At 41.4% G+C, this 24902-nt stretch carries 22 protein-coding genes; 6 read left to right on the forward strand and 16 right to left on the reverse strand.

Going from position 1 to position 24902, the window contains the following annotated elements; translation table 11 throughout:
- From BLQ57_RS21330 to BLQ57_RS12885, 5 genes are all read right to left on the reverse strand, one after another.
- Positions 1-241: transposase (locus tag BLQ57_RS21330; RefSeq protein ID WP_394331268.1), on the reverse strand; the 241-nt coding region annotated here is incomplete at its 3' end.
- A gap of 136 nt (positions 242-377) precedes the next feature.
- Positions 378-1802: a sulfatase family protein gene (locus BLQ57_RS12870; RefSeq protein ID WP_087939915.1), complete on the reverse strand. Its 1425-nt coding sequence runs from the start codon at positions 1800-1802 to the stop codon at positions 378-380.
- 4 nt (positions 1803-1806) lie between these two features.
- Positions 1807-3153: a vanadium-dependent haloperoxidase gene (locus BLQ57_RS12875; protein ID WP_087939916.1), complete on the reverse strand. Its 1347-nt coding sequence runs from the start codon at positions 3151-3153 to the stop codon at positions 1807-1809.
- Positions 3140-6454 carry a VCBS repeat-containing protein gene (locus BLQ57_RS12880; RefSeq protein ID WP_087939917.1) on the reverse strand — a complete coding sequence of 1105 codons (3315 nt, stop codon included), beginning with the start codon at positions 6452-6454 and terminating at the stop codon, positions 3140-3142. The genes BLQ57_RS12875 and BLQ57_RS12880 overlap by 14 nt, the downstream gene beginning before the upstream one ends.
- Positions 6455-6465: 11 nt before the next feature.
- Positions 6466-7713, reverse strand: coding sequence for an ROK family transcriptional regulator (locus BLQ57_RS12885; RefSeq protein WP_087939918.1), 1248 nt, complete (start codon positions 7711-7713; stop codon positions 6466-6468).
- A gap of 194 nt (positions 7714-7907) precedes the next feature.
- On the opposite strand from BLQ57_RS12885, the gene BLQ57_RS12890 reads away from it, so the two are divergent.
- A complete protein-coding gene (locus BLQ57_RS12890) occupies positions 7908-8429 on the forward strand; it encodes a cupin domain-containing protein (RefSeq protein WP_087939919.1) in 522 nt (173 codons plus the stop codon).
- Between the two features lie 347 nt (positions 8430-8776).
- Here the strand turns inward: BLQ57_RS12890 and BLQ57_RS20920 are convergent, their stop codons facing one another.
- The 6 genes from BLQ57_RS20920 to BLQ57_RS12915 form a co-directional block, all read right to left on the reverse strand.
- On the reverse strand, positions 8777-8944 hold the full coding sequence (locus BLQ57_RS20920) for a Lacal_2735 family protein (RefSeq protein WP_139162730.1): 168 nt from the start codon (positions 8942-8944) through the stop codon (positions 8777-8779).
- Positions 8945-8985: 41 nt separating this feature from the next.
- Positions 8986-10548: a toxin-antitoxin system YwqK family antitoxin gene (locus BLQ57_RS12895; RefSeq protein WP_087939920.1), complete on the reverse strand. Its 1563-nt coding sequence runs from the start codon at positions 10546-10548 to the stop codon at positions 8986-8988.
- A 105-nt stretch (positions 10549-10653) separates the two neighbouring features.
- On the reverse strand, positions 10654-11211 hold the full coding sequence (locus tag BLQ57_RS12900) for a hypothetical protein (protein ID WP_087939921.1): 558 nt from the start codon (positions 11209-11211) through the stop codon (positions 10654-10656).
- Position 11212: 1 nt separating this feature from the next.
- Positions 11213-12211 (reverse strand): 3-oxoacyl-ACP synthase III family protein, encoded by a 999-nt coding sequence (locus tag BLQ57_RS12905; protein WP_087939922.1) that lies wholly within the window; start codon positions 12209-12211, stop codon positions 11213-11215.
- Positions 12212-12299: 88 nt separating this feature from the next.
- Positions 12300-12998, reverse strand: coding sequence for an SOS response-associated peptidase (locus BLQ57_RS12910; RefSeq protein WP_087939923.1), 699 nt, complete (start codon positions 12996-12998; stop codon positions 12300-12302).
- A 25-nt stretch (positions 12999-13023) separates the two neighbouring features.
- Positions 13024-13983: a YheT family hydrolase gene (locus BLQ57_RS12915; protein WP_087939924.1), complete on the reverse strand. Its 960-nt coding sequence runs from the start codon at positions 13981-13983 to the stop codon at positions 13024-13026.
- Between the two features lie 121 nt (positions 13984-14104).
- Here BLQ57_RS12915 and BLQ57_RS12920 point away from each other — a divergent pair, with 121 nt between their 5' ends.
- The 4 genes from BLQ57_RS12920 to BLQ57_RS12935 all read left to right on the forward strand — a co-directional run bounded on the left by BLQ57_RS12920 (position 14105) and on the right by BLQ57_RS12935 (position 18556).
- Positions 14105-15763: a pyruvate dehydrogenase complex dihydrolipoamide acetyltransferase gene (locus tag BLQ57_RS12920; RefSeq protein WP_087939925.1), complete on the forward strand. Its 1659-nt coding sequence runs from the start codon at positions 14105-14107 to the stop codon at positions 15761-15763.
- 152 nt (positions 15764-15915) lie between these two features.
- Positions 15916-16458, forward strand: coding sequence for an ATP-dependent protease subunit HslV (gene hslV / locus BLQ57_RS12925; protein ID WP_087939926.1), 543 nt, complete (start codon positions 15916-15918; stop codon positions 16456-16458).
- A 109-nt stretch (positions 16459-16567) separates the two neighbouring features.
- Positions 16568-17233, forward strand: coding sequence for a TetR family transcriptional regulator C-terminal domain-containing protein (locus tag BLQ57_RS12930; protein ID WP_087939927.1), 666 nt, complete (start codon positions 16568-16570; stop codon positions 17231-17233).
- Positions 17234-17236: 3 nt separating this feature from the next.
- Complete coding sequence (locus BLQ57_RS12935) at positions 17237-18556, forward strand: ABC1 kinase family protein (RefSeq protein ID WP_087939928.1); 1320 nt, start codon at positions 17237-17239, stop codon at positions 18554-18556.
- A 38-nt stretch (positions 18557-18594) separates the two neighbouring features.
- Here BLQ57_RS12935 and BLQ57_RS12940 read toward each other — a convergent pair whose 3' ends face one another.
- On the reverse strand, positions 18595-19167 hold the full coding sequence (locus BLQ57_RS12940; RefSeq protein WP_087939929.1) for a GNAT family N-acetyltransferase: 573 nt from the start codon (positions 19165-19167) through the stop codon (positions 18595-18597).
- Positions 19167-20288, reverse strand: coding sequence for a pyridoxal phosphate-dependent aminotransferase (locus BLQ57_RS12945; protein WP_087939930.1), 1122 nt, complete (start codon positions 20286-20288; stop codon positions 19167-19169). The genes BLQ57_RS12940 and BLQ57_RS12945 overlap by 1 nt, the downstream gene beginning before the upstream one ends.
- Positions 20289-20489: 201 nt before the next feature.
- On the opposite strand from BLQ57_RS12945, the gene BLQ57_RS12950 reads away from it, so the two are divergent.
- Positions 20490-21281 carry a hypothetical protein gene (locus BLQ57_RS12950; protein ID WP_087939931.1) on the forward strand — a complete coding sequence of 264 codons (792 nt, stop codon included), beginning with the start codon at positions 20490-20492 and terminating at the stop codon, positions 21279-21281.
- A gap of 24 nt (positions 21282-21305) precedes the next feature.
- Here BLQ57_RS12950 and BLQ57_RS12955 read toward each other — a convergent pair whose 3' ends face one another.
- From BLQ57_RS12955 to BLQ57_RS12965, 3 genes are read right to left on the reverse strand one after another with little or no spacing between them, the layout of a single operon-like run.
- Positions 21306-22511, reverse strand: coding sequence for an MFS transporter (locus BLQ57_RS12955; RefSeq protein ID WP_087939932.1), 1206 nt, complete (start codon positions 22509-22511; stop codon positions 21306-21308).
- A complete protein-coding gene (gene mgrA / locus BLQ57_RS12960) occupies positions 22504-23523 on the reverse strand; it encodes an L-glyceraldehyde 3-phosphate reductase (protein ID WP_087939933.1) in 1020 nt (339 codons plus the stop codon). Before mgrA ends, BLQ57_RS12955 begins: the two co-directional genes overlap by 8 nt.
- A 21-nt stretch (positions 23524-23544) precedes the next feature.
- A complete protein-coding gene (locus BLQ57_RS12965) occupies positions 23545-24879 on the reverse strand; it encodes a YfcC family protein (RefSeq protein WP_087939934.1) in 1335 nt (444 codons plus the stop codon).
- Positions 24880-24902 lie beyond the last annotated feature (23 nt).

Raw genomic sequence — 24902 nt, forward strand, 5'->3', positions numbered from 1 at the left:
AATAGCAGTTTTCCAGATAGCCGTATACCAGAACTTTCAACAACAGTTTGGGATGGTAACTACTAGCCCCATTTTCAGAGAACCGATTATAAACAGAACTAAGATCAATCTGGTCAATAATCTGGTTGACGGTTCGTCCGGGATGGTTTAACGGAATAAGTTCTTCCAAACTTGGTGGAAGAAACATTAGCTGGTTGGGATTGTAGTCTTTAAAGCCTACATTTAAGTCTTGTTTTTGCACACCTCAAATTACAACATTTGAGTTAAACAGGAAAGGCTAGCCGAGAAATCGACTAGCCTTTAAACTATCTATTTTTGAGACAGCCTCTTTTTCATTTCTACTTAAATGGAAATTAGACGAATGATAAAGGAATTTATCAGTTTGTATTGGTGATTCTCCCTGCTTTTCTGTTTCCTGTGCCAGTGCTGTTGGTCAGTGCATCTCCCATGTCCTTTCTGGCTTCCTCTGCGAAGGCTTCCAGATTTTTCATTATTTCAGGATATTCATCCGCTACATTTTTTTGTTCATAGGGATCATTTTCCAAATCAAAAAGCTGAGGGACTTCCAAGTTAACATGATCGTATTTGACGGGGATTCCATCATTTCGCAGTTCCGCTTCTGCAGGAAGGGTTCTGTATCGGTGAGGGAAAACTAATTTCCAACTGCCGAAAATAACAGCTTGAAGTTCGTTTTGATTATAATAGGCAAAATAGGGGTAATCTTCCTGCTCTTCTCCCATGATCATCGGCCAAATATCTCTCCCGTCTATTGGCAGGGATGGCAGAGGTGTATCGATTATGCTTGCCAGTGTGGGTAAAATATCTATTGTCATGGCTGCCTGATCCTGAATTTTTCCTGCTGGAATTTTTCCGGGCCAAGCCATGATGGCTGGTACCCGTATACCGCCCTCCCACGAAGTTCCTTTTCCTTCTCTCAAGCCTCCGGTCAGACCCGCATGTCCTCCGTAAGAAAGCCAAGGTCCATTATCGGAGGTGAAAATAATCAGCGTATTTTCTTCAAGGTTCAGCTCTTTTAGTTTTTTACGAATTTCACCCATGGACCAATCGATCTCCATCATTACATCGCCATAGAGGCCCTGCTCACTTTTTCCCTCAAATTTTTCTGAGACGAAAAGCGGTACATGAGGCATGGAGTGTGCCAAGTAGAGAAAAAAGGGTTTCTCATGGTTTTGATCAATAAAATCTAAGGCTTTCTCTGTGTATTGTGTGGTCAATTGATGCTGTTCGTCAAGGATAGCTATGGTTTCCTCCCCTTCCAAGAGCGGTAAGGGCGGGTAATAGTCCTTCGCCTCAGGATGATGAGGCCACATGTCATTGGAGTAGGGAAGTCCAAAGTAACTGTCAAAACCCTGCTTGGTGGGGAGAAAAGGGTTAAGATGGCCAAGGTGCCATTTTCCGACCATCCCTGTGGCATAACCTTTTGATTTTGCGAGTTCGGCGATGGTAGTTTCTTCAGGATTCAGTCCATGCTTGGCAGTGTGGTCCACAGCACCATAGAGCTCCAACCGGTTGGCGTAGGTCCCAGTCAGTAATGCAGCTCTTGAGGCAGTACATACCGCATGAGGTACATAGAACTGAGTAAATCTCACTCCATCTTCTGCCAATTGATCGAGGTGAGGTGTTTTCCATTGCTTGGCGCCATACACTCCCAGGTCTCCATAGCCCATGTCATCGGCAAAGACGATAATGATATTAGGAGATTTGATCTCAGCTTCTTTCCCCTTGTTTTCACAAGCAAGTAGAAGTGAGGAAAATAGGACATAGAAAAGTGCATTTTTCATACGATTAGTCTAGCTTATAGGAAATGGCATTTGTACTGATTTGTGTTTTTTCCAAAATCATTTTGCCGATTTTATCTCCTTGCATTACTCCTGATTCGATGGCATCTCTAAAATGAATACCTCCATAAAGGCGAGAAATTGCAGCTTCGGAGGAAGCTTCAAGGAAGGAATTGAATGCTCTTTCTGGAAGACCAAAATAGACCTCTGAGCTATCGATAAAATCAAAATTATCCCCGAAATATCCTGTGAGGATTACAGCTGATGCCTGTGAAATCACTGAATGTCCTGAGGTGTACTCGGGGAAAGGGGGAGTTTGAAGCAGCGGCTTCCATCGCTGATCTATTGAGCGGTTGATTACGGTTTCTGGTCGTACGCGATTGGTCTCGTATTTGGCCTTCCAGCAGGAAATAAAGGCATCATGGAGTGTCATCCCTACTAAAGCATGGATATAGGCCGTTTCAGCAAAGCTCAAGCCTGCTTTTTGAGCGGCGATTCCTGTGATTCCCATCCAATGTCCTCCAGGAGAAATCTTTTTTACACCGATTGCCATATGGCCCGAATAAGTCACCATAAAGGGATTGCAGTCCCAGAAATTGGCAATTAACTTTTGATTTTCTGTAAGTTTTTTTCCCGTTTCGTAGACTTCTAAAAGTTGTTGATGAAAGGAACTACCTTCTGTAAGGTCATACTTTGCCATGGGAAGGGGCTCGAAGTCATTCAAATCTTCGATAAAAAAAGGCTTCATGGTGCGCCATTCGGGTTCGACTGCTGCGATGTAGGCGGGAGGAGTGGGGTACCAGCTTTCTGGGCTTTCATCTGGTGTATAGCGGGTCAAAGCCGTCAGTTCAAAATAGCCGTCATTTCTTGCCAGATCGATCACTTGGCTGGCGATTAGTTCTGCTTTTTGTAGGTGGGTGGATAGTTCTGATTTTTTGACCCATTTTGATTTAAGTGCCTGGCTTATCCAGTTTTTTTGCTTTTCCTGTAGAAGATAACCAGATGGCATGAGTTTTTCTCCCACCAAAAGCATGACATAGATAGCGGCAAATTCTGGCGATTTAAGCTCTTGGTTTTGGCTTGAAATCGAGGTTTTGAATGGAATATCAGGAAACTGAAACTCGGCACCCTCGCTTTTGGATAAAAGGTAAGTACTCCATGCTGCATAGGCATAAACCCGTGCTGCCACCGGTGGACTGGCGACATCTGTCACCATCACTTCAGTCAGGAAAAAAAGTTGATCAGTATAGATTTTTGGCCAGTTAGGGCTGTTTTTTTGCTCGGCTATTCCTTTCAAAAAAGGACCGCACAAAAGGAGAAATATTAAGATATATACAAATTTATTTTTCCACATATTGGTACAATTCTATTTCTTGGCCGTGGACCCCCACTAAGATAAATTTATTTTCTCCAATGCTGATTTCCAAAAAGGATTTAATGTCTCCTTTTATTTTCATCCCTGAATCAGAGGGGCTTAAAGGCTTAAAGTTATTATTTTCCCCCGCTATCATCATGAGGCCCAGTCCTGCATCCATGTTTCCGATGCGGATTCTACTACGGCGATTATTTCCACCTAGCAAAATTGCAGGCTGACCTTTACCTAGGTTTTCGATAATGTGACTGGCATAAATAGGGAAGGATTGAGCTAAAGGCGGGAGCGTATGTGCCACAAAACCATTCGATGTATTTTCAAAGAAATAGGAACTTAAGGTATTGGCCTCTAAAAGTTGAGCACTTTCAAGATCTTCGGGAGCGAAGAGATCGGTGATTTTTGCTTCGGAGTAGGATTCGTAATCAGTAAATTTGCTTCTCATGCTGACCATCTGATCCAAAAGCTCGTCACGACTAGCAAAAGGGTAAAAATCGTCCTCGATAAAACATTCTAAAATTGGGTCAATTGATCCGTTTTGGTCAAAATCTTTGGCATAAAGTCGGATGGGGTGGGGTGGGCTGACTTTGAATTGGCTGTTTTCACCAAAATTCCCAACTATCAAATCTAAATCTCCATCTCCATCTAGGTCAGCCTGAGTCATCGAAGACCACCATCCAGTAAGTGAATCTTTAAAATACAAGTGACTTTGATCTTTAAAGCTCGTTCCGCTTTGATTGACCAATGCCATTAAGCTCATGAATTCACCTGCTAAAAGTAAGTCTGCATAGCCATCATCATTCAGGTCTTGACTCAGGGCAGCAGTGATCATTCCTAACTTTCCATCGTTGGGCAAGTAGCGCTTTGATTCATCGGAAAACATTCCCTTACCATCATTGATCAGGATTTTGCTCTCAGGAATTTGGGGGTATCTTCCGGGAATAATTCTGCCTCCCACAAAAAGGTCCATCGCACCATCCCCATTGATATCAAGACTGACCGCTGTGCCTGTACTGATGGTGTAGCTAGGGAATTCTCTGAAGCGATTAAGTTTTCCTTTTCCATCATTCAAGTAAAGTCTATCCTGCAGGGATTCATCAGATCGTAGGTAATCGTGATAGCCCCCACTGCCTATAAAGAGGTCTAAGAAACCATCTCCGTTAAAGTCTTCAAAAATAGCTACCGCATCGGTAAATTCGTCCGAACTGAAAAAGCCAGGATAGGGTGTCCAAGCCGTCCCGTCAAAAGAAAACAGCTGCGGGGCTTGGCCCTTAGTTCCTCCTATAAAAATCTCAGGTATACCGTCTTGATTGAGATCTCCCTGTGCCAAAGTTGGAGCAATCGCAGAGGGCATGGTAATCATCAGAGGCTGCCTTTTGAAATCATTAAAACCACTTTCTTTGGAGGAGATTGTTGGAGTACTTTTTACCTTTTTGAATAAGGCTTCATGCTGAGCATTTGCTTTATTCTCGGCTAATTCACCACTGTATGATAGTTCTATAGAGTTATTGATTTTTAGATTTTTGTGTGAAGTTAAACGTTGATCAGGCCAAAGTACTTGAATCGAATCAACTTGAGTTGAGGTTCCCAGTCCAAAATGCAAGGTGTAGGAGCTGGAAGACTGAAAACCTCTTACTGCTTGAAGCTCTTGAAGCTGCACTTTTCCCTCGCTGAATACTTTAACCTGACTACCTACGGCCCAAGGATTTTTCCCTTTTCCAGAAAGCTTGATTTGTATCCAATTTCCTTTTTCTCCCTGATTTTCATAGACCCCCACAAAATCATTCAAGTGATTGACAACTAGATCCAAGTCTCCATCATTATCCAAATCGGAATAGGCTGCCCCGCTGGAAAATCCCTCTTGATCAAATCCCCAGGTTTCGCTTCGGTCTTTGAACTTTAGATTGCCTTGATTTTCAAAGAAATAATTAGGAATAGGAGTGGAGCTCATGGAGGTCACCAAATGCAGGGTGTCTGCCTTTTGTTTGGCTACTGCTTGTTTGAAGTAATAATCTCCCTTGTATTTGAGAAAATCCCTATTGGTATAATCTCTGTAATACCCGTTGGTCACAAAAAGATCTTTGTCTCCGCTGTTGGTAGCATCAAAAAATAGGGCTGACCAAGACCAATCTGTATTGGAAATGCCGGAGAGTTGGCCGATTTCTGAGAAGTTTCCATCGCCATGATTGAGATGGAGCATATTTCTCATGTTTTGATGATAAAATCCTTTGCGTATCATCAGGGCATATTGTTCGTAGTTTTCTGGGCCGTAGAGTAGCTTTTGTCTTTTATTGTCCTCAGGAAGCATGTCTAAGGTGAATACATCGACTAGGCCGTCATTATTGATATCCGCAATGTCAGCACCCATAGAAAAATGGGAAATATGCTCAAAATAGTCTTCCATTTGATCCGAAAAAGTACCGTCTTGCTGATTGATGTAGACGTAATCAGGCTCTATGTAGTCATTGGTAACCAATATATCGAGCCAGCCGTCTTGATTGATATCACTTGCAATTACGGCCAATCCGAAGCCCAAGGCAGATCCTTTGATACCGGCCTCAGCACTGATATCTACAAATTGGCCGTTGTCATTACGATACAATTTGTCCCCGGCAAAAGGATGTCGAATCGACTTGGCCTCGTCAAATTCGAGTTCGTTGATGACTTGTATGTGATGATTGAGGAGAAAAAGGTCCAAATCCCCATCTTGATCATAGTCGAAAAATAGGCCTTGAGTACTATTGGATGCATCGGCTATGCCATACTTTTCTGCCTGTTCTGTAAAGGTAAAATTCCCTTCATTTATCCATAATTCGTTTTTTCGGTTCTCTACCGGCCCTTTGCCAGAATAGCAAACGTAAATGTCGAGCAGCCCATCTCCATTGACATCAGCCATACTGACCCCTGTGGTCCAAGTATCTTTACCTTGCATCCCCGAGGATTTGGTTCGGTTTTCAAATTTCAGATTACCCAAATTTTTATAGACATGATTGGGCGTCATATTTCCAGTCAGAAAAATATCATCAAGTCCATCATTATCGAGGTCTCCGATGGACACACCTCCTCCATTGTAAAAGTATTCGTAGCGAAGGATGTTGTTTTCGCTGTCTTCGGTAAGTTGATTTTTGAAAGTAAGCCCTGCTTTTTTAGCTTTTACCCGAACAAAGTTAGCTTCGTAGGCTGTTTGTGTTTGTGAGTAGGATAAATTAATGGGTAAAAGCAACAAGAATCCAATCAGCAAGAAGGATTTGCTTTTATTTTGCTGATTTTCACGGAATACAAACATTGAAATGGATTTTAGCCCAGTCTACTGATTACGTCATCAAATAGCTGCTCATTGACTACAGCCATACCTCCCATAAGGCCCACATCCTCGCCTAATTTGTAGAGTGCTAAAGTGGACTTTTCCCTCGATTTCGCCATGCTGTAAATATTGAGGGCCTGTTGGATCGGAGTAATTAGGTATTGGTTGGCTTCTGCTACCGATCCTCCGATAATAATGAGTTCGGGGTTTAATAACTGTATTAAAATAGAAATCCCTCTTCCCAAATCCAAACCTGCTTCCGACAAGATAGTGATGGCCCGTTGATCTCCCGCGAGGGCAGCTTCTACGACAATACCAGGTTCGAGTTCGCCCTGATGATCCCTCACCATTCTGGCAAGTATGCTGTCTGTATCCAGTAAAATTGCTGATTCTGCCATTTTTACTATAGCGGTACCAGAAGCCACAGCTTCTAGGCAACCTTTTTTGCCGCAGGCGCAGGTGACATCCCTGGATTCAAAAATAGGGGAATGCGAAAACTCCCCCGCAAATCCTGATGCTCCTTGATAGATCTTGCCGTCGATAATGATGCCGAGACCAATTCCCCATCCCACGAAGACACCGAGGACATTTTTGTGATTGTGCTGAGATCCAAATTTGAACTCTGCCAGTGTCATCGCACGGGCATCATTTTCCAAGAATATCTTCTTTTGAAACCTTGCTTCAAAGTTTTCGAGCAGCGTCTTTTTACCAAATCTAAAGTAGGTATAATTCACTCCTCCTACTGAATCAACCAAACCGGGCATGGAAATCCCCATGGCGATGATCTTTTCGCCTGGAATACCGGAATCCTTAAGGTAATGCTCGATCAAATCACAAATTCTGTCAAAAGTCTCCTTTTCATTGTTCAGCGTGATTTTATATCCTTTTTTTGGAGTAGCCTGACTGTGATTGCAAGAGTAAATGGCCAGATTCATGTTAAATTTGGAAAGGTCAACGGAAAGCACATAGAAGGCGTCTTCAGCTAGTCGATAGAGGTCAGGCTTTCTTCCTCCTTGAGATTCGGCTCTTCCTTGCTTGATGACTTCTCCTGAGCTCATGAGGTCATTTAGTAGGGAATTGACCGTCGGAAGGGAAATACCGACTTCATTACAGATTTCGCTAGCTGTATTGGCCCCTTTCAAATAAAGATTCTTTATGATCTTTATCTTGTTGATATAACTTTTGATTTCGACTACCCCGTCCATTTTATCAATGACGGCGTTTGGGTTTATTAGGTTCATGGCATTAAGATATGCCTGAAATACGGTATTTTTTAGGTTTCAAAAAATACTTTTTAAAAAAAATTGATAAACAAGATAAGATTTAGCTCCTTTAATTTAATTTATTTGTTTTCGAGCTTGGTTTTGGTAAAAAGATTTGATTTTGGCATTTTGCTTACATTAATTAATTAGAAATTGATAACTCTCTATAAATCATGAATTTAAATTCTATTTCTGCTGAACTTTCAAAAGATCAAGTGGAAAGTAAAATCGAGTCTTATCTTCTAGGTATAGGCTTGAAGCTAGTGAAGAAGGATTTTACTCGTCCTTGGGGTGGTTTTTTTGTTGTCGATGAAAATCAGATCAGAAAATTCAAATCTCTCTATTTTGATGAGGTAAACTTGACAGCGGAGCAGTTTCTTAAAAAATTAAGTCCTAAGATTCTCGTAGTATCGCCTCATGCCCGATTATCTTGGCAATACCATCACCGTAGGGCTGAGCTCTGGAAACTGATCCATGGAGAGGCGGGGATTGTCAGAAGTCCTTCAGATGAGGAAGGGGAGTTGCTGCCTATGCAAAAGGAAAAGCTTGTTTCCTTAGATCAAGGAGAGCGACATCGTTTGGTTGGGCTTAATACTTGGGGAATAGTAGCAGAGATTTGGATGCATACTGATCCAAATAATCCTTCGGACGAAGAGGATATCGTGCGTGTCCAAGATGATTATTCGAGAAAGTGAAATGGATACTAAAAGGCCCGGAACACCGGGCCTAAAAACTTCAAACTTTTCTGTAGCTCAATCACCCTTAAAATTTGAATTTTCTATTTCAGAAAATACTACAGAATCGTTGGAAAGGACAGTTAAATTAATACTAATTAGCTGAAAAGCAAATATTTGAGTGTGAAATTGATTTTTATCAAGACTAATCTGGGGACAGATTGACTTGGTTTTAATCTCTTAATTTTATTTGGAAAGAGCCAAAACAACTCGGGACATTTACTTAAATTTGAATTGGCTTTGATTCTCCAACATTTAATAAATAAAAATATGGGGAATTCCCACTCGGAGGCTTGTAATTGTCAAAATTAAGAACCCATTTTCTCTATCTTTTTAGCTAATTCTTCAGCTTCTGCTGCTAATTTATCTGCTGCAGTTCTGTTGGATTGAGATAGCTTATGAACCTCAGAAAGCATTTTGGTGTATTGCTCTTGAAGTTTTTCTTTTTCTGATTTCTTTTTGAATAGTCCAAACATGATTGTCTTTTATTCAATGAACTCAATCATTGAGATAAAGTTTAAAATCGAAAAACGGTAGAAACATTTTCTTCAACGATCTCATCGTCTTTATAATTAATAAGATCTTCCAGTCTACCCGCCGGGTTATAGTATCTCCAAGGTCCATTTTTCTTTCCATCGGTCATGTTACCTTCGGAAGCTTTTCTACCATTTTCATGAAAAAATATCCAAATTCCATCCGCTTTTCCCTCTTTATAATTTCCTTCGGACTCTTTCTTTCCATTGATATAATAGGTTATTCTAGTACCATTACCGTCTTTAAGAGTGCCTTTTTCCAGAGTTTTACTTCCATCGTAAGTTTTGTACTCTGATACATTCATCAGTCTTCCGTTTTCCCAAAACTCTTCTTGGGTAAGCTGCTTGTTGTCGTAGAACAAACCCCATATTCCATCTTCAAATCCCAATTCATAGGAGCCGACTGATTTCAGTTGGCCTCCATCGTAGTAATAGACCCATTGCCCATCTTCCATTCCTAGCATGTATTCTCCCTCTGCGATCAGTATTCCAATCTTGTTGAAATACTTCCAAAGTCCGGTTTTAAGATCATTACGATACTCTCCCAAGGAAAACAAAGTACCTTCCGGATCAAAGCTTTTCCAAAGTCCTGTTTTCATCCCGGACTCGTATTGACCTTCGACTGAGATGTTGCCATTGCTGTGGTATTCTACATAATCCCCAACCGGTACCCCAAGCTCATAAGTTTTCCTTTTTGCTACTGACTTATTGGGGAAATATTCTTCCCAAGTACCCACCGCAATACCGTTTTCGTATTTTTCCAAGCGGGCAAGTCTCTTGTTTTCATAGTAGTATTTCCAAGTTCCGTTTTGCTTTCCATCATTGTTGAAGTACTCTTCTGACTCCAAAGTTTTTGTTCCCGGATAATACCTTTTCCAAACACCTACTTTTTTCCCATTTTGATATTTACCTTCTTCGACCACATTAGTAAAAGCATAGCGCTTGAAGTCCCCCTCTAGTTCTCCCAATTTGTAGAAGGCTTCAGTCATCAACTGACCGTCTATGTCGTATTCTAGATAAGGACCATCTTTGAGATTGTTGCTGTAAAATTCTCTTATGTAAACTTCTCCAAAAAAGTGATAGGTAATCCATTGTCCCTCTTTTTTACCATTTTCGTATTGTCCTTCGATGTACACTTGATCGGGTTCCACATAGGAAGGTTGACCCGTTTTTCCATAGTACTCGATGTATTTCCCTACTAAAACACTGTCCTGAAATATCACCTCACGTTTTAATTCACCATCGGCATCATAGGTTTCCGCCTTGCCAAATAATTTTCCGTTTCGGTATTCTACTTCCGCTTGTTTCTTTCCATCCGCATAAAAACTTGTCCATTTTCCGTCTCGAAGACCGTTTTTAAAGGTGCCTTCAGTAATTAATTTATTGGTCTTTGGGTTATACACTTTCCAAAGTCCCTGCCTCACCCCGTCAATAGTCACCCCAGTGGTCATCAAAGTAGAGTCCTGATTATATTGCTTGACCACCACTGATTCTTGAGCAAAAAGTGAGGAGGATAGAAAGGTAAGTAGGATAAGGAAATATCTCATAGAGTTACATTTGCCTCAAATCTTCCTGAGAAGAATGAAGGATGTTTAAATTTTGGATAATCGAAAATAGTGTACGAAAGAATACAATTCCTGTTTAAAAATAACTCAATTCTCCGGGATTCCCAGAGAGGAGGCTAGCCTTGCGATTACTTTTTTTATTTCCTCGGTCCAGTATTCTTCGCATTGGTCTGAATATTCTTTCACAGGAAGTCTTTTATACCATTGAATGAACGATGTAGCTGACATTTGGTTGGTGCTATGTGCTTCTTCTAGAAGCTTCTCGTATTCAAATGGACTTTCCCAAAAACATTTTTTGAAGCTCAAAGAAGCTAGGTCTTTTTGCAAGAATTTATCCTTGCCCAGCAATACCAAAATAAAAACTCCTTGTCCGTACCAATTTAGCAGACGAATATTTAGGCCTTTTACGTAATCAAAATCTCTGTAAATATCCAAAACCTGATAGGGAAGCCCCATCAGGTCATTTCCTTGCGAAAGTTTTTTTCCTTTGGATTGTGGATGAATTTGTAGAAGGTCTTCTTGGCTAAATTGATCTCCTACTTTTCCCAAAAGATCCCAAAACTGGTATTTAAGCCTGTTTTGTCTTCGGATAAGTTCCTGATTCTGCCATAATTCCAAGTCTAATCGATGGGCGCCTACTTCCATATTACCATTGGAGAAGTGCTGAAGCCCAGGTAAAGCCAGAACCAAAAGCTGCCAAACAGATTAAATCACCTTCTTTGATTTTGCCTTGTTCCCATGCTTCGCTGAGCGCGATAGGAATAGTACCGGCTGTGGTATTACCCATATGCATGATATTATTAAAAACTTTTTCGTCAGGCAGACTAAGTTTCTGCTGTATATATTGACTGATGCGAAGGTTGGCTTGATGAGGAACAAGTAAGTCTATATCCGAATGCTTGAGCCCATTGTGATCCAATGCCTCCTGAATGACTTCCATAAATCGAACTACTGCGTGTTTGAATACCGCATTACCATTCATTTTGAGAAAAAAGCTTCCTGAATCCAGCAATTCCTGTGAGACCCGCACTTCTCTACTACTTCCGGGATCCTTGCAGTAAAGTTCCTCTGCATATTGCCCTTGAGAATGTAGGTGGGTGGATAGAATCCCAGGTTGATCTTGCTCTACCGCGCCTAAAACAACTGCCCCTGCTCCGTCAGCAAAAATCACCGAACTTGATCTGCCTTCATCGCTTTTGTCCAATGCTGAGGATTGGATCTCGGCTCCTACGACAAGGATTTTTTTGTACATCCCTGTTTTGATAAATTGGTCAGCAACAGAAAGTCCATAGATGAAGCCTGAGCAAGCATTTCTCAAGTCTAAAGCACCGATTTCACCGAACCCCAATTCGCGTTGCAGAAGCACGCCATTACCGGGGATAAAATAATCAGGGGTGATGGTAGCAAATACAATAAAATCAATTTCTTGAGCTTCTACACCGGCTCTTTTCATAGCCATTTCTGTGGCCTTTTTGGACATTGAGGTGACCGTGTCCACTCCAGGCGTAAACCAATGCCTAGTGTGAATTCCTGTTCGCTCTACAATCCATTCATTATTGGTGTTCATTATTTGGGATAGCTCATCATTGGTCACTACTCGCTCGGGGACATAATGGCCTACACCTAGAATTCTGGATTTTTTCATTTGGTTTTATTTGGGTTTAAAAAGAAAAAGCTTCCCAATATCGGAAGCCTTTGCTTTTTCTACAAAATTCTCAGATGTATAGTTCAACTCAACCGAAAAGAGTATAATTCCCGTGTTGATCGATAGGTGAGGTCTTCTTGATTAATGCAGCAGAGTCATTTTGGACAGAGTTGACCAAGGGAGATACTGTGAAACTCGCCATCTGCTCCGGATCGTAAGGCTGCAGCAAAGGAATTAACTCGGCCACTTCGCTGTAGCTGTCCAGCCATTTTTTTTCGGCATCTCTAGGCAGGATGACAGGCATTCGATCGTGGATTTCACCGACTACCTCATTGGGACTCGTAGTTAAGATCAGAAAGGTATGTTGGATTTCCCCATTTACATTTTCATATTCTTCCCATATTCCTGCAAAGGAAAAAAGCTCCTCATCTCGAAGGGTAAATCGATAGGGGATTTTTGTTTTTTTACCCAATCGTTTCCATTCATAAAAACCATCAGCTGGGACCAGGCATCGACGCTGTTTAAAGGCATTTTTGAAAGATACTTTTTCGTGGACGGTTTCTGCTTTGGCATTGATTAGTTTCTGAGCGACGGGTTTGTTTTTGCCAAAGTCAGGCGTGATTCCCCAGTAAAAAAATGAAAAACCTTTGGGACTTTGGCTGGTGATCACCGGGACCAATTGGGTAGGGGCTATGTTGTACCTTGGATTAAAATCGGGTAGCATTTCTGCTTGAAATCGCTCCTCCAATTCAATTTTACTTTTGCTCAGGGAATATCGTCCGCACATAGGTTGTTAGATAATTTGCTGGAAGTTAGAGATCAAGGTTTATAAATTCAAATGCCCGCTGTTCGGAATAGTAAGGTTTTCCACTTTTAGCAGCACTAAAACCCACATGTCCGCCATGTTTGGGAAATTCAAAATAGACCTTGGATAGTTGCCTGCCCAGTTTAGTGGGAAAGCACTCGGTACTCAGAAAGGGATCATTTTGAGCATTTAATATAAAGGTGGGCTTTTGGATTTTATCTAAGAAGTAAAGGGAGGAGTTTTGCTGATAATAGTCCTCAGAATCTTTGAACCCATGCAGAGGTCCTGTAAAGTAATCATCAAAATCCCCCAATGTTTTAATATTCCTCAGGAGATGCACAGGGATGTCCTCAGGATATTTCTGTGCTTTGAGGATAACTTTTTCTCTCAGGGTTTTCAAAAACCGCTCACTATATAATTTATTTTCTCGGGATGAGATTTTTTTGCTACTGGCTGATAGATCCAGCGGAACAGATATTGCGACCGCTTTTTTAATTGCAGAAATTTCATTTTCCTTCTCGCCCATGTATTTCAAAGTCAAGTTTCCGCCCAGACTAAATCCCACCAAATAAATATATTCGTACTCAGTCTCTGCCCTTTTGACGACCTCGTCGAGGTCATAGGTGGCTCCTGAATGGTAGAAAATGGGTTGCTGATTGAGTTCTTCTCCACAGCCACGGTAGTTCCAAGTCAATACATCGTATTGATTTTGCAAGAAAATTTTAGCCATTCCCAGCATGTAGGGTCTACTGCTATTTCCTTCCAAACCGTGACTGATGATGACCAATCTGTCATTTTTTTGCCGGTACCAATCCAGTTCCAGAAAATCTCCGTCTCGGGTAACTATTCGCTCTTTTTGGGGTTGTCTTAGCTCCACCTTTCTAAATAAAGCAGGATAAATAGTCTCTAAGTGTCCATTAAACAGCCACTTAGGTCTCTGGTAGGTACTCGTAGTTTGTAGAGGCATGATATCTGTCAAATCTTTGCTGTCTCAACAGGCTTGGGAAATTACTAGTTTTAAATTTGAATAAAGACTTTATAAAAACTATTTTTGGACACTTTAAACAAGAATAATCGCGCAATAACCTATGGCCGAAGTAATCAGAATGCCTAAAATGAGTGACACCATGGAAGAAGGGGTGATCGCTGCATGGTTGAAAAAAGTCGGAGACAATGTCAAGCCGGGAGATATCCTGGCAGAAGTCGAGACTGACAAAGCAACCATGGAGCTAGAGTCCTATGACGAAGGTGTCCTTTTATATATCGGTGTCGAAGAAAAAGACGCTGTGCCTGTTAACGGAATCATCGCCGTAATCGGAGAGAAAGGTGAAGAATACGAGCACCTGCTCAAAGAAGATGGAGGAGATGCTTCTGAGAAAAAACAAGAAGACAACAAAAAGGAAGATAAAGAAGAAAAATCTGCTGAGCCTGAAGCAAAGAAGGAAAAAGCGGAAAAAATAGACACTTCCTCCATCAATGCCACTTTGGTCACTATGCCCAAGATGTCAGATACCATGCAAGAAGGTACCATCGCAGCATGGCTCAAGAAAACAGGTGATGAGGTCAAATCAGGAGAAATCATCGCTGAAGTGGAAACTGATAAAGCGACGATGGAGCTCGAGTCCTACGAAGATGGAGTATTGCTTTACATCGGAGTGGAAGAGGGTGATAGTGTGCCTGTGGATGGTGTCATTGCAATCATCGGAGAAAAAGGCGCTGACTTTGAGACTTTGCTAAAGGCACATAAGCAAGAAGCTGAAAGCGAGGAGGAAGAAAGCCCAAAAGCCGAATCAAAAGAATCCTCCGAAAAGAAGGAAGAAAAGTCTTCTGAAAGTACAAAATCAGAAACTATCAGTTCCCCTGCACCTGTCACTACGGATGGCGAGCGTGTAAAGGCTTCTCCTTTGGCCAAAAAAATAGCAGAAGAAAAAGGAATCGACATCCGTCAAGTATCCGGTTCAGGTGAAGGTGGAAGAATCATCAAAAGAGATGTCGAAAACTTCGTGCCTACAGCAGCTCCTGCAGCTTCAGCTTCCGCCTCTGCTGTCATGCCTTCTGTAGGCCAAGAAAGCTTTACGGAGGAAAAAGTATCTCAAATGAGAAAGGTAATTGCCAAGAGATTGGCTGAGAGCAAATACACTGCTCCGCACTTCTACCTAACCATGGAGATTAATATGGACAAGGCTATCGAGGCCAGAAAGAGCATGAATGAAATCTCACCTGTTAAGATTTCTTTCAACGACATGGTGATTAAAGCTTCTGCGGCAGCATTGAGACAGCATCCAAAAGTTAATTCGAGTTGGTTAGGAGATAAGATCCGCTACAACGATCACATTCATATCGGAATGGCAGTAGCAGTGGAGGAAGGCCTTTTGGTCCCTGTTATCCGTTTTGCGGACAGCAAGTCTCTTTCTCAAATCTCCAATGAAGCTAAAAGCTTGGGAGGGAAAGCCAAAAACAAAGAATTGCAGCCTAAGGACTGGGAAGGAAACACCTTCACTATTTCCAATTTGGGCATGTTTGGAATAGATGAGTTTACCGCGATCATCAATCCTCCTGATGCATGTATTCTTGCTGTTGGTGGAATCAAGGAGACCGTCATTGTCAAAGATGGAGAAATGAAGGTAGGTAATGTCATGAAAGTAACTTTGTCCTGCGACCACAGAGTAGTGGATGGTGCAGTAGGTTCAGCATTTTTGCTGACGCTCAAAGGTCTGCTTGAAGACCCGGTGAGGATACTTATTTAAAATAACTGTCAAAAAGTCCTGATTTCAGGACTTTTTGCTTTTAGTATAGTTATTGAAATTGAGTTGCTTTGCTCAGCTGATTTAGAATTTTGATCAATCGGCGGAAATAGGCGAATTCAGCAGTTTCAAATTCCAAATAGAAATAAAGAGATATGGAAAAAATAAAATCAACCACCGTGGTAGCTATTCGTCACAACGGTCAGACGGTCATTGGTGCCGATGGACAGGCTACTCTTGGAAATACGATAGCAAAAAGTAGTGTCAAAAAACTACGACTTTTGCAGGGAGGGAAAATTGTGACCGGTTTTGCAGGTTCTACTGCAGATGCCTTTACACTTTTAGAAAAGTTTGAGGAAAAGCTAGGCGCCTTTGGAAATAATATGAAGCGTGCCGCGGTGGAATTAGCCAAAGAGTGGAGAACAGACCGTATGCTTAGTAAATTGGAAGCGATGATGATCGTAGCGGATAAAGAGGATATTTTGATCATATCAGGTACAGGAGATGTCATTGAGCCTGATTTGGAGATTGCTACGATAGGATCTGGAAGCATGTTTGCCCAGTCTGCAGCTCGGGCGATGAAGAAGTTTGCCCCACAGCTTTCTGCAGAAGAAATGGTCAGAGAAAGCCTTAATATCGCTGCTGATGTCTGCATTTATACCAATCATAACCTTGTTATTGAGCAAGTTAGGGATTGACAATAGTCAAATTAAATACAACCGAACTGAGAGGTTCGGTTTTTTTATGCGTTTGGTTTAAACCCAAAGTCACTTTTCGGGGTTATCATCTTGTATTTAAACCAGCGAAATGGAAACTACAACCACTAAAAAAACGACGAAAAAGGATTATCGAAAGCTAATTTTAGATGGCTTTGTCAATCATGTCTTAGAGCATGGCACAGTGCCTAAATCTATCTTCAAATTTGCCAAAGATCTTAAGATGAAAGAAGGTGACTTTTATACCTACTATACGTCTTTTGATGCCATCAAATCAGCTATTTGGGTGCAGATATTTGAGGAATCAGTCACTCAAATTGAAGCTCAAGACGTCTATCGAGAATATTCGGCCAGAGAAAAATTTCTAGGATTTTTGTTCACTTGGATCGAAGAGTTGAAGAAAAATCGCTCCTATTTATTAAGTGTTTATGGTGATAAACCAAAATCAATGGGTGCTTTGCCTCAAGAGATCAAAGCTTTCAAAGAGAAATTCAAAGATTTTGCCTCAGAAATAATCCTAGAGGGTAAAGAGACACAAGAAATAGCCAATCGCCCTGTAATTTCAGATCGTTACGATGAGGCGTTATGGATACAAGTTTGGTTTGTATTCAAATATTGGTTGGAGGATACTTCACCGAGATTTGAAAAAACAGATGCAGCCATTGAGAAATCAGTCAATTTAGCATTTGACTTGATGGGTAAAAGCGCCCTAGACAGCTTCATTGACTTCGCAAAATTCCTCTATCAAAACAAATAAATCATGGCAAATCAGGTGAAAGAGCAAGAAGCCATACCGGTTTCGAAAGTGCAGCGGGCAGCCAAGTTTTTTTCTACCGGAGCCAAGGTAGGAGGGAATTATGTGAAGCATTATGCAAAAAAAATGGTGAATCCCTCTTTGGACAAAGAATCACTTCATCAAAATAATGCAACAGACATCTATAACTCCTTGAGTCAGCTCAAGGGATCTGCTCTAAAAGTAGCGCAGATGATGTCTATGGATAAAAACTTACTCCCTAGAGCTTATCAAGATAAGTTTACTATGGCGCAATATTCCGCGCCCCCCTTGTCTTATCCTTTGGTAGTGAAGACTTTTCAAAAGTATTTTAGCAAAACTCCGGAGCAGTTATTCGAAACTTTCACGCGATCTGCTGTAAATGCAGCCTCTATCGGTCAGGTACATCAGGCAACCAAAGGGGATCAGCTTTACGCCGTAAAGATTCAATATCCAGGTGTAGCAGATTCTGTAAGTTCTGATTTAAAATTGGTGAGACCTTTTGCTTTAAGACTCCTTAATATGAACGAAAAAGAACTCGATCATTACATGGAGGAAGTGGAGGAGCGATTGGTAGAGGAGACAGACTACGTGCTCGAAGTGGAAAGGTCTAGAGAGATTTCAGAAGCCTGCGCACACATACCTAATCTTAATTTTCCGAAGTATTACGATGAGTTGAGCTCTGACAGGATCATTACGATGGATTGGATCCAGGGTCTTCACATTAAGGAGTGGATGGATACTAATCCCAGCCAAAAGTCGAGAAATCAGGTAGGCCAGGCACTTTGGGATTTTTACCATCATCAGGTACACAATCTAAAGCAAGTTCATGCCGATCCGCATCCAGGTAATTTTATCATACAGGAACAGGATGTTTTGGGGATTATTGATTTTGGATGTGTGAAAGTAATTCCAGAGGATTTTTATCATGGTTATTTCTCTTTGATTAAGAGAGATCTTCTCATCAAAGAGGAAGAGCTAAATCAGATTTTCTACACCTTGGAGTTTATCTCTGATAAAGATACGGCTGAAGAACAAGCTTATTTCAAGGGAGTGTTTAAGGAAATGATTTCTCTTTTAGGAAAACCATTCCACGTAGATCGTTTTGATTTTGCAGATGATAGCTTCTTTGAGCAGATCTTCCAATTAGGAGATCGGATTTCCAATGATAAAATGTTTAAAAAATCCCGTCAGGCGAGAGGTTCAAGGCATGGCTTATATATCAATAGAACCTACTTCGGTCTTTATAATCTATTGAATCAGCTGCAAGCAGAAGTAGTGACGACTAAGCCAGAATGGCTCGAATAAGAATGTGTTTTGTGATTTGTTTAGATGAAAAATGACCTCTACTTGAGGTCATTTTTTTTCCAATTTCGTTTGAGTGAAGGCCATTCATCAGCAAGTACACTGTAATAAATAGTATCTCTACGTCTTCCAGTACAAAGTAAGGTATGACTGCGCAAGACTCCTTCTTCTTGGATGCCCATTCTCATAAGGGCTTTCCTTGCGGGTATATTGAGGATATCTGTTTTGATTTCTACGCGCATCAGTTCCATTTTCTCGAAAGCATATTCCAACATCAAAAATTTCATTTGTTGATTATAACCTTTACCCTGAAAATTTTTTCCAATCCAAGTCCAGCCTATTTCTATCCTTTGGTCTCTAGCCGAGAAATTGCCAAATGCAGTCGAGCCAATCAACTCTTGACTAGCTTTATCTACCACTGTGAATTGAACCCTTTCTCCAGTAAAACCTGGTTCAGCCCACTTTCCAAATTCTTCTAGTTGGCTAAGGTCATGAGTAAAATACTCCCAGAGAAGAGGGTCACCTGTGAGTTTCATCAGTAATGAAAAATCCTGCTTCATCATCGGACGAAGCAGGATGGATTGGTTTTCTAATATTAGAGGTTCTAGCTCCATTAGCCCAATACTTCTTTCAAGGTTTGGTTGAAAAGGGCTACTTCCTCCGGCGTACCTGTGGAGATTCTACACCAGTCGTTGAGTGGAGGAAAAGGTCTGCCAATGATGATGTTTTTATCTGCGAAGGTTTTGTTCAGTTCCACTATATCCTTTCCCGATTGGAAAAAGACAAAATTGGCATGTGAATCCAAGTAGGGGAGTTTCAATTCATCTAAGGTTTGTATGATGGAATTTCTAGCTTCTACCGTTTTTTCTATTGAAAAATCATAAAACTCCTTATCCATAAGTGCCGCTTTTCCAGCCTCTATGGCCATGATATTGGTATTGGCGACTACACGTTCTCTTAGTTTTTTAGCCAAGTCAGGTTTGGCTATCAGGTATCCCAATCGTATTCCTGCTAAGCCGTATGCTTTGGAAAAAGTCCGTGAGACTATCACATCCATTCCTTTTTTGACTAGCTCAACCATGGAGGGATAATTGGGCTCTGTGATGTAGTCATAGTAGGCTTCATCACTGAATACCACTGTTTTTTTGCTTACGGATTCGCAGAAGTCCATGACTTTTTGAGCCGGAAGGAGCTTTCCCGTAGGATTGTTAGGATTACAAAGGAAGACGAGCCGGGTTTCGAAGGAGACTCTTTTTTCGATTTCTTCGAGATCAAAGTCCAAATCTTTATTCAATGGTACCCAATTAATATCTGTTCCCCAGAGCGCTGCATAGTCCATCATTGACAGAAATGTAGGTGCACAGCTGATGATTTCGCCACCTTGACCAAAGGTAATGCCGGCCACTTTTAGTCCTTCTGTGGAGCCAGCCACCAATACGATGTGATCTTCTGGGACACCCTCTTTTTCAGCGAGCATTTTCACCAAGCCTGCATTGTAGCTCCAAGGGTACCTACAGCCTAGGTCAAAATTATTGACCATAGCTTCGCGCATTTTTGCAGATGGGCCAAAGGGATTTTCATTTGAACCCAGGCGGATAGGTCCTTCTAAGGGGCGGGGATTGAATTTTTTGATTTCCTCAGCAGTCAAGGAATGGCTTAGATGAGCTCCCACGAGTGCCATGCCACTTCCTAAACTCGCTCTTTTGATCCATGATCTTCTTGATAATCCATTCATATTTTATTCATTTTGATTAGTAAAATACCAAGTTTTTTTGACTTGACTTATAGATTTTACATTTTTGGTGTAGAATTTTTAAATTATGTTTATTTAGGTTTAAGTAGCTATTATAAAAATTTTATTCTAAAAATTTGCATTTATACAGAATAAATTTTTAAATTATACCAAATGCACAATAACCCTTAACCTCATTTTGTCATGAAAAAAATCTTGTTTTTCTTGGTTTGCGGGTTGCTTTGGTCCACTGTCCTCAGTGCCCAGCAAACACGGTATATGGTATTCGAATTTATCAAAGTTGAAAATGATCAGCTATTTGATTATATCGAGTTTAAAGAATTGATGGAAAAGGTATACAGACAAGCACGTAATGATGATCAAATCGTTGGTTGGGATTTTTGGTCGCTTCAATCGGGAGCAGATCAGGGATCTTTTCAATACATCATGGTGACGCACTATGACGATCCTGTAAAAATGATGAGTGGCCTCGATGATCAAAAGATGCAAGAATATACTAAAATAGCCTATCCACATCTGAATGAATCCCAAGTGGAGAAGCTCTTTCAAGAGGCCTTGGCTATGCGGGATATGCCGATGCGGCTTTATATGAAGGAAATAGTCACTACCAGTGATAATTTTCAAATGAAGCCGGGAGTTTTAGCTTCCTTTGACCTGATGAAGGCAAACGAAGGTAAATTTGATGCCTATGAAAGAGCTGAGATGGAAGTGTTTAAGCCTATTCATCAGCGGAATATTGAAAAAGGACTCATGGGGCATTGGAGTTTTCTGAGAACGGCACTTCCACTAGGCTCCGAGGCCAAATCCACCCATTTGACACTGAATATGTATAAGGATTACATGCAGTTTTTCAATGCTCAAGCCTATGAAGATATAGAGCAAACGGAGGAGCAGCGAAAAAGAGTTAATGAAGGATTAAACTCTAGAGACCAAAAATGGGTTTATCTAGCAACACTAGAAAATGTAGTACGTTAGGCGTAAGTGTAGTCCGGTTTGTTACTACCCAAGGAGGTCTCGAGACAAGGCCTCCTTTTCTTTTTTGAAATATCTAAAAAGTAATAATCCGATTATAGGTCCAATAGAAAGTGTACTCATGGCTAGATGAGTAGGTAAATACCCCATCAGCCACTGTCCAAATTGTATGGATAGAATGGTCAGGCCAAAACCAAGGCAATTGACTAGGGTAAGTGCTGTACCCCTGTAAATTGGTGGAGTAGCTTGTGCCACCAAGGTGGAAAATTGTGGTGAATCTGCTGTCACGAGCATTCCCCATATCAACAAAAAGAATAAAGCAAAGCCACTGGGAAAGGAAGGACTTATTACCGTCAATAGGCAGCAAATGCCACTTCCGATCAATGAGAATAAAGCTACTTTTTGACTGCCTTTTTTATTGGCGATGATGCCTCCCAAGGCGCAAGAAAGCCCTCCTATACCAATAATCAGAAAAGAGAAGATCCCATTTTCGAAACTGGCAAAATCAAATCCCAACAAAAACCAAAGTAAAGCCGGTGTAAAGGCCCAAAAGGTATAGAGTTCCCACATGTGTCCAAAGTAGCCCGAAGCAGCACTTTTCAAGTCTGGGATTTTGCTAAGTTGGGGTAATAAAGTCCAATCAAATTTTGGGTTTTTTCTGCGAAAAGGTCCATCTGGCACAAAAAATCCAACTAGAAGTCCGCCTAAAGCAGCTAAAATGGAAGTGATCCAAAAGATCATTCGCCAGTCAAAATCTAGCTCCAATGCTCGAATAAGATGAGGAAAAGCTGTGCCCAGAACCAGTGCTCCGACCAAAAAGCCTAAAGCAGCCCCTAGTCCCTTTTCGAAATAATCTGAGGCTATTTTCATTCCTACCGGGTAGATTCCTGCCAAGAAAAACCCTACAGCAAAGCGAAGAAATAAAACAGAACCCAAGGTCAGTGGAATCAGTGTGATCAAAAAATTAAAAACAGCTGCTATCAAAGCACTGATCAAAAAAACAAAGCCTGGAGAATAGCGGTCAGGGATGGAAAAAACAGCAAAGATTAAAGTGCCTGAAATAAAACCTAATTGTACAGCAGATGTAATCCATGCTGTCAGGTCCGTGGCCCCCAGAAATTGACTGATCTGAGGGATAGCAGCATTTCCGGCAAACCAAAGCGAAGTACCTAGAAATTGAGCAATAACGATCAAAATCAAGGCACTTCGTGCTTGTATGGGTAGCTTAGGCACCAATGATAGATTGGATAGCTTTCAGTTCTTCCGAAGAAAACTGAGTGTTTTTTACTGCGTTGACATTATCATCCAGCTGCTCGGGCTTGGACACTCCGACCAAAACTGAGGTTATCCTAGGATCTTTGAGAAGCCAGGCGATAGCCATCTGAGCGAGGGTTTGTCCCCGTTTGATTGCGATATCATTCAGTGCCTTAATCATGGCGAGTTTGTCTTCGTTGATTTGCTCTGGTTTAAGGTAGCGTCCGTCCTTTGCAGCGCGTGAATCCTCAGGGATTCCTCCCAGGTATTTATTGGTCAGCATACCTTGCTCTAGTGGAGAGAAGGCGATACTTCCAATGCCTTTATCACCCAATACATCCAATAAACCATCTTCTACCCATCGGTCTAGCATGCTGTAGCGAGGCTGATGAATGAGCAAGGGAGTTCCCATTTCTTTGAGAATTTGATAGGCCTTTGCAGTATCCTCTGCATTGTACTGCGAAATGCCCACATAGAGGGCTTTTCCCTGTCGGACGAGCTGATCGAGAGCTCCCATACTTTCCTCAATAGGGGTATTGGGATCGGGTCTGTGGTGATAGAAAACGTCTACATAGTCCAATCCCATCCGCTTAAGACTCTGGTCGCAACTGGCGATGATGTATTTTCTGGAGCCAAAATTTCCATAAGGGCCAGGCCACATGTCCCATCCGGCTTTGGAAGATATCAGGAGTTCGTCCCGGTAAGTTTTAAAGTCTTTTTGTAAAATTCTTCCAAAATTTTCCTCAGCAGAACCAAAAGGAGGTCCGTAGTTATTGGCTAAGTCAAAATGACAAATCCCTAAATCAAAAGCTCTTCTAAGTATTTTTCTTCCTAAGGTAAAGTCTGCATTATGACCGAAATTATGCCATAGGCCTAGGCTGATTTCAGGGAGTTGTAATCCGCTATTTCCGCAGTAGCGGTATTTCATCTGATCATAGCGATCCGAAGCAGCTTGATAGGGTGGAAGTGGGTTGTGATCATTGATGTGCATGATTCAATAGGTTATTTTGATTTATGCGAACCAAATTAAGGCGATAAAAAGGGATATCAAACTGATTCCTATTAGTACAAGCCAAGTTTTGAAAATAAATTTTATCCAATCGTTGTATTGCACCCCGACTGCAGCAATGATAGCCATCATTCCGGCATTGGTAGGACTTAGCATATCCATCAGATTAGAAGCATATTGCGTGGCCAAGACGGCAAGCTGTCTGGAGATCCCCAACAAATCCATCAAGGGAACGGCAAGTGGAATGGTCAATACATTTTGTCCTGAAGTACTGGGTACGGGTATATGAATGAGACATTGACTGACAAATAACCCTGCCACCGCAATTTGACTGGGAAGGTTTTCTAAAGGAGAAAACAAGGCATAAATGATTGAATCGATAATCTGCCCTTTTTCTAATACCAGATAGACGGACCGAGCCAAGCCCACGATGACTCCGGGAAGAATAAGTTCTCCAAATCCCGCGGAGTAGGTTCTTGCAGTACCGTTGATTCCCAGTTTTCCAATCAAGCCGCAGGAAATTCCAATGACAAAAAACAGCGCAGACATCTCATTATAGCCCCAATCGTATTGCGTGATTCCCCATCCCATGACAATAATTCCCCCCATTGATAAAAGGAGAATCAGGCCGTTTCTCCAGCCTATAGAAGAAGGCTCAAAGCTTAATTCTTCTTGTACTTTGACATTACTTCTGCCTTTTCTGATCATCAAAAATGTCCAGATTGCCAGCGCTATTCCAAAAAATACCATCCGGTAAAGCAAACCTTCGGCGACATCGAGTTGAGCTAGTTTCTGTCCCAATAGTCCATTGAAGGGATTGATGGGGGAGAAGGCAGCGCCTAGAAGTGATGAGCCCAAAGTCAAGCCCACGATGGATTTAATATCGTATTGGAGTTTTTTAGACAATAAAAGTAAAATCGGAGTCATTGCTATGATTTCCTCCTGCATGGCAATCGTAGCCCCTGCAAAGGAGAAAGCAAGAGAAAGGAAGATCAAAAGAAGAAAAGTATTGCCTCGGAATTTGGTAATAAGTGCCTCTACTCCCACTTGAAGTGCCCCTGTTTTTTCGACTACATAAAAGGCCCCACCAATCAACAGAATCAAAACTAAAATTTCACTGCCTAGAATAATTCCCTCGGGAATTGCGATAAACATTTCATCAATGCCCAAATGGATCTTTTCTTGGGTTTCAAAGCTGCCCGGCAAAACCACTTCTCTGCCGCTTAGTTGGTCTTCACCACGCTTAAAATTACCGGAGGGAACCACAAAAGTAGCCAGCCAAGACACAAAAATGAAGGCAAGCAAGATGACAAGTAAGTGGGGAAAGGCGAGTTTCATCAGGATATGATTTTGTTTGTTGG

It is taken from the genome of Algoriphagus faecimaris (assembly GCF_900101705.1).
Taxonomy (GTDB): domain Bacteria; phylum Bacteroidota; class Bacteroidia; order Cytophagales; family Cyclobacteriaceae; genus Algoriphagus; species Algoriphagus faecimaris.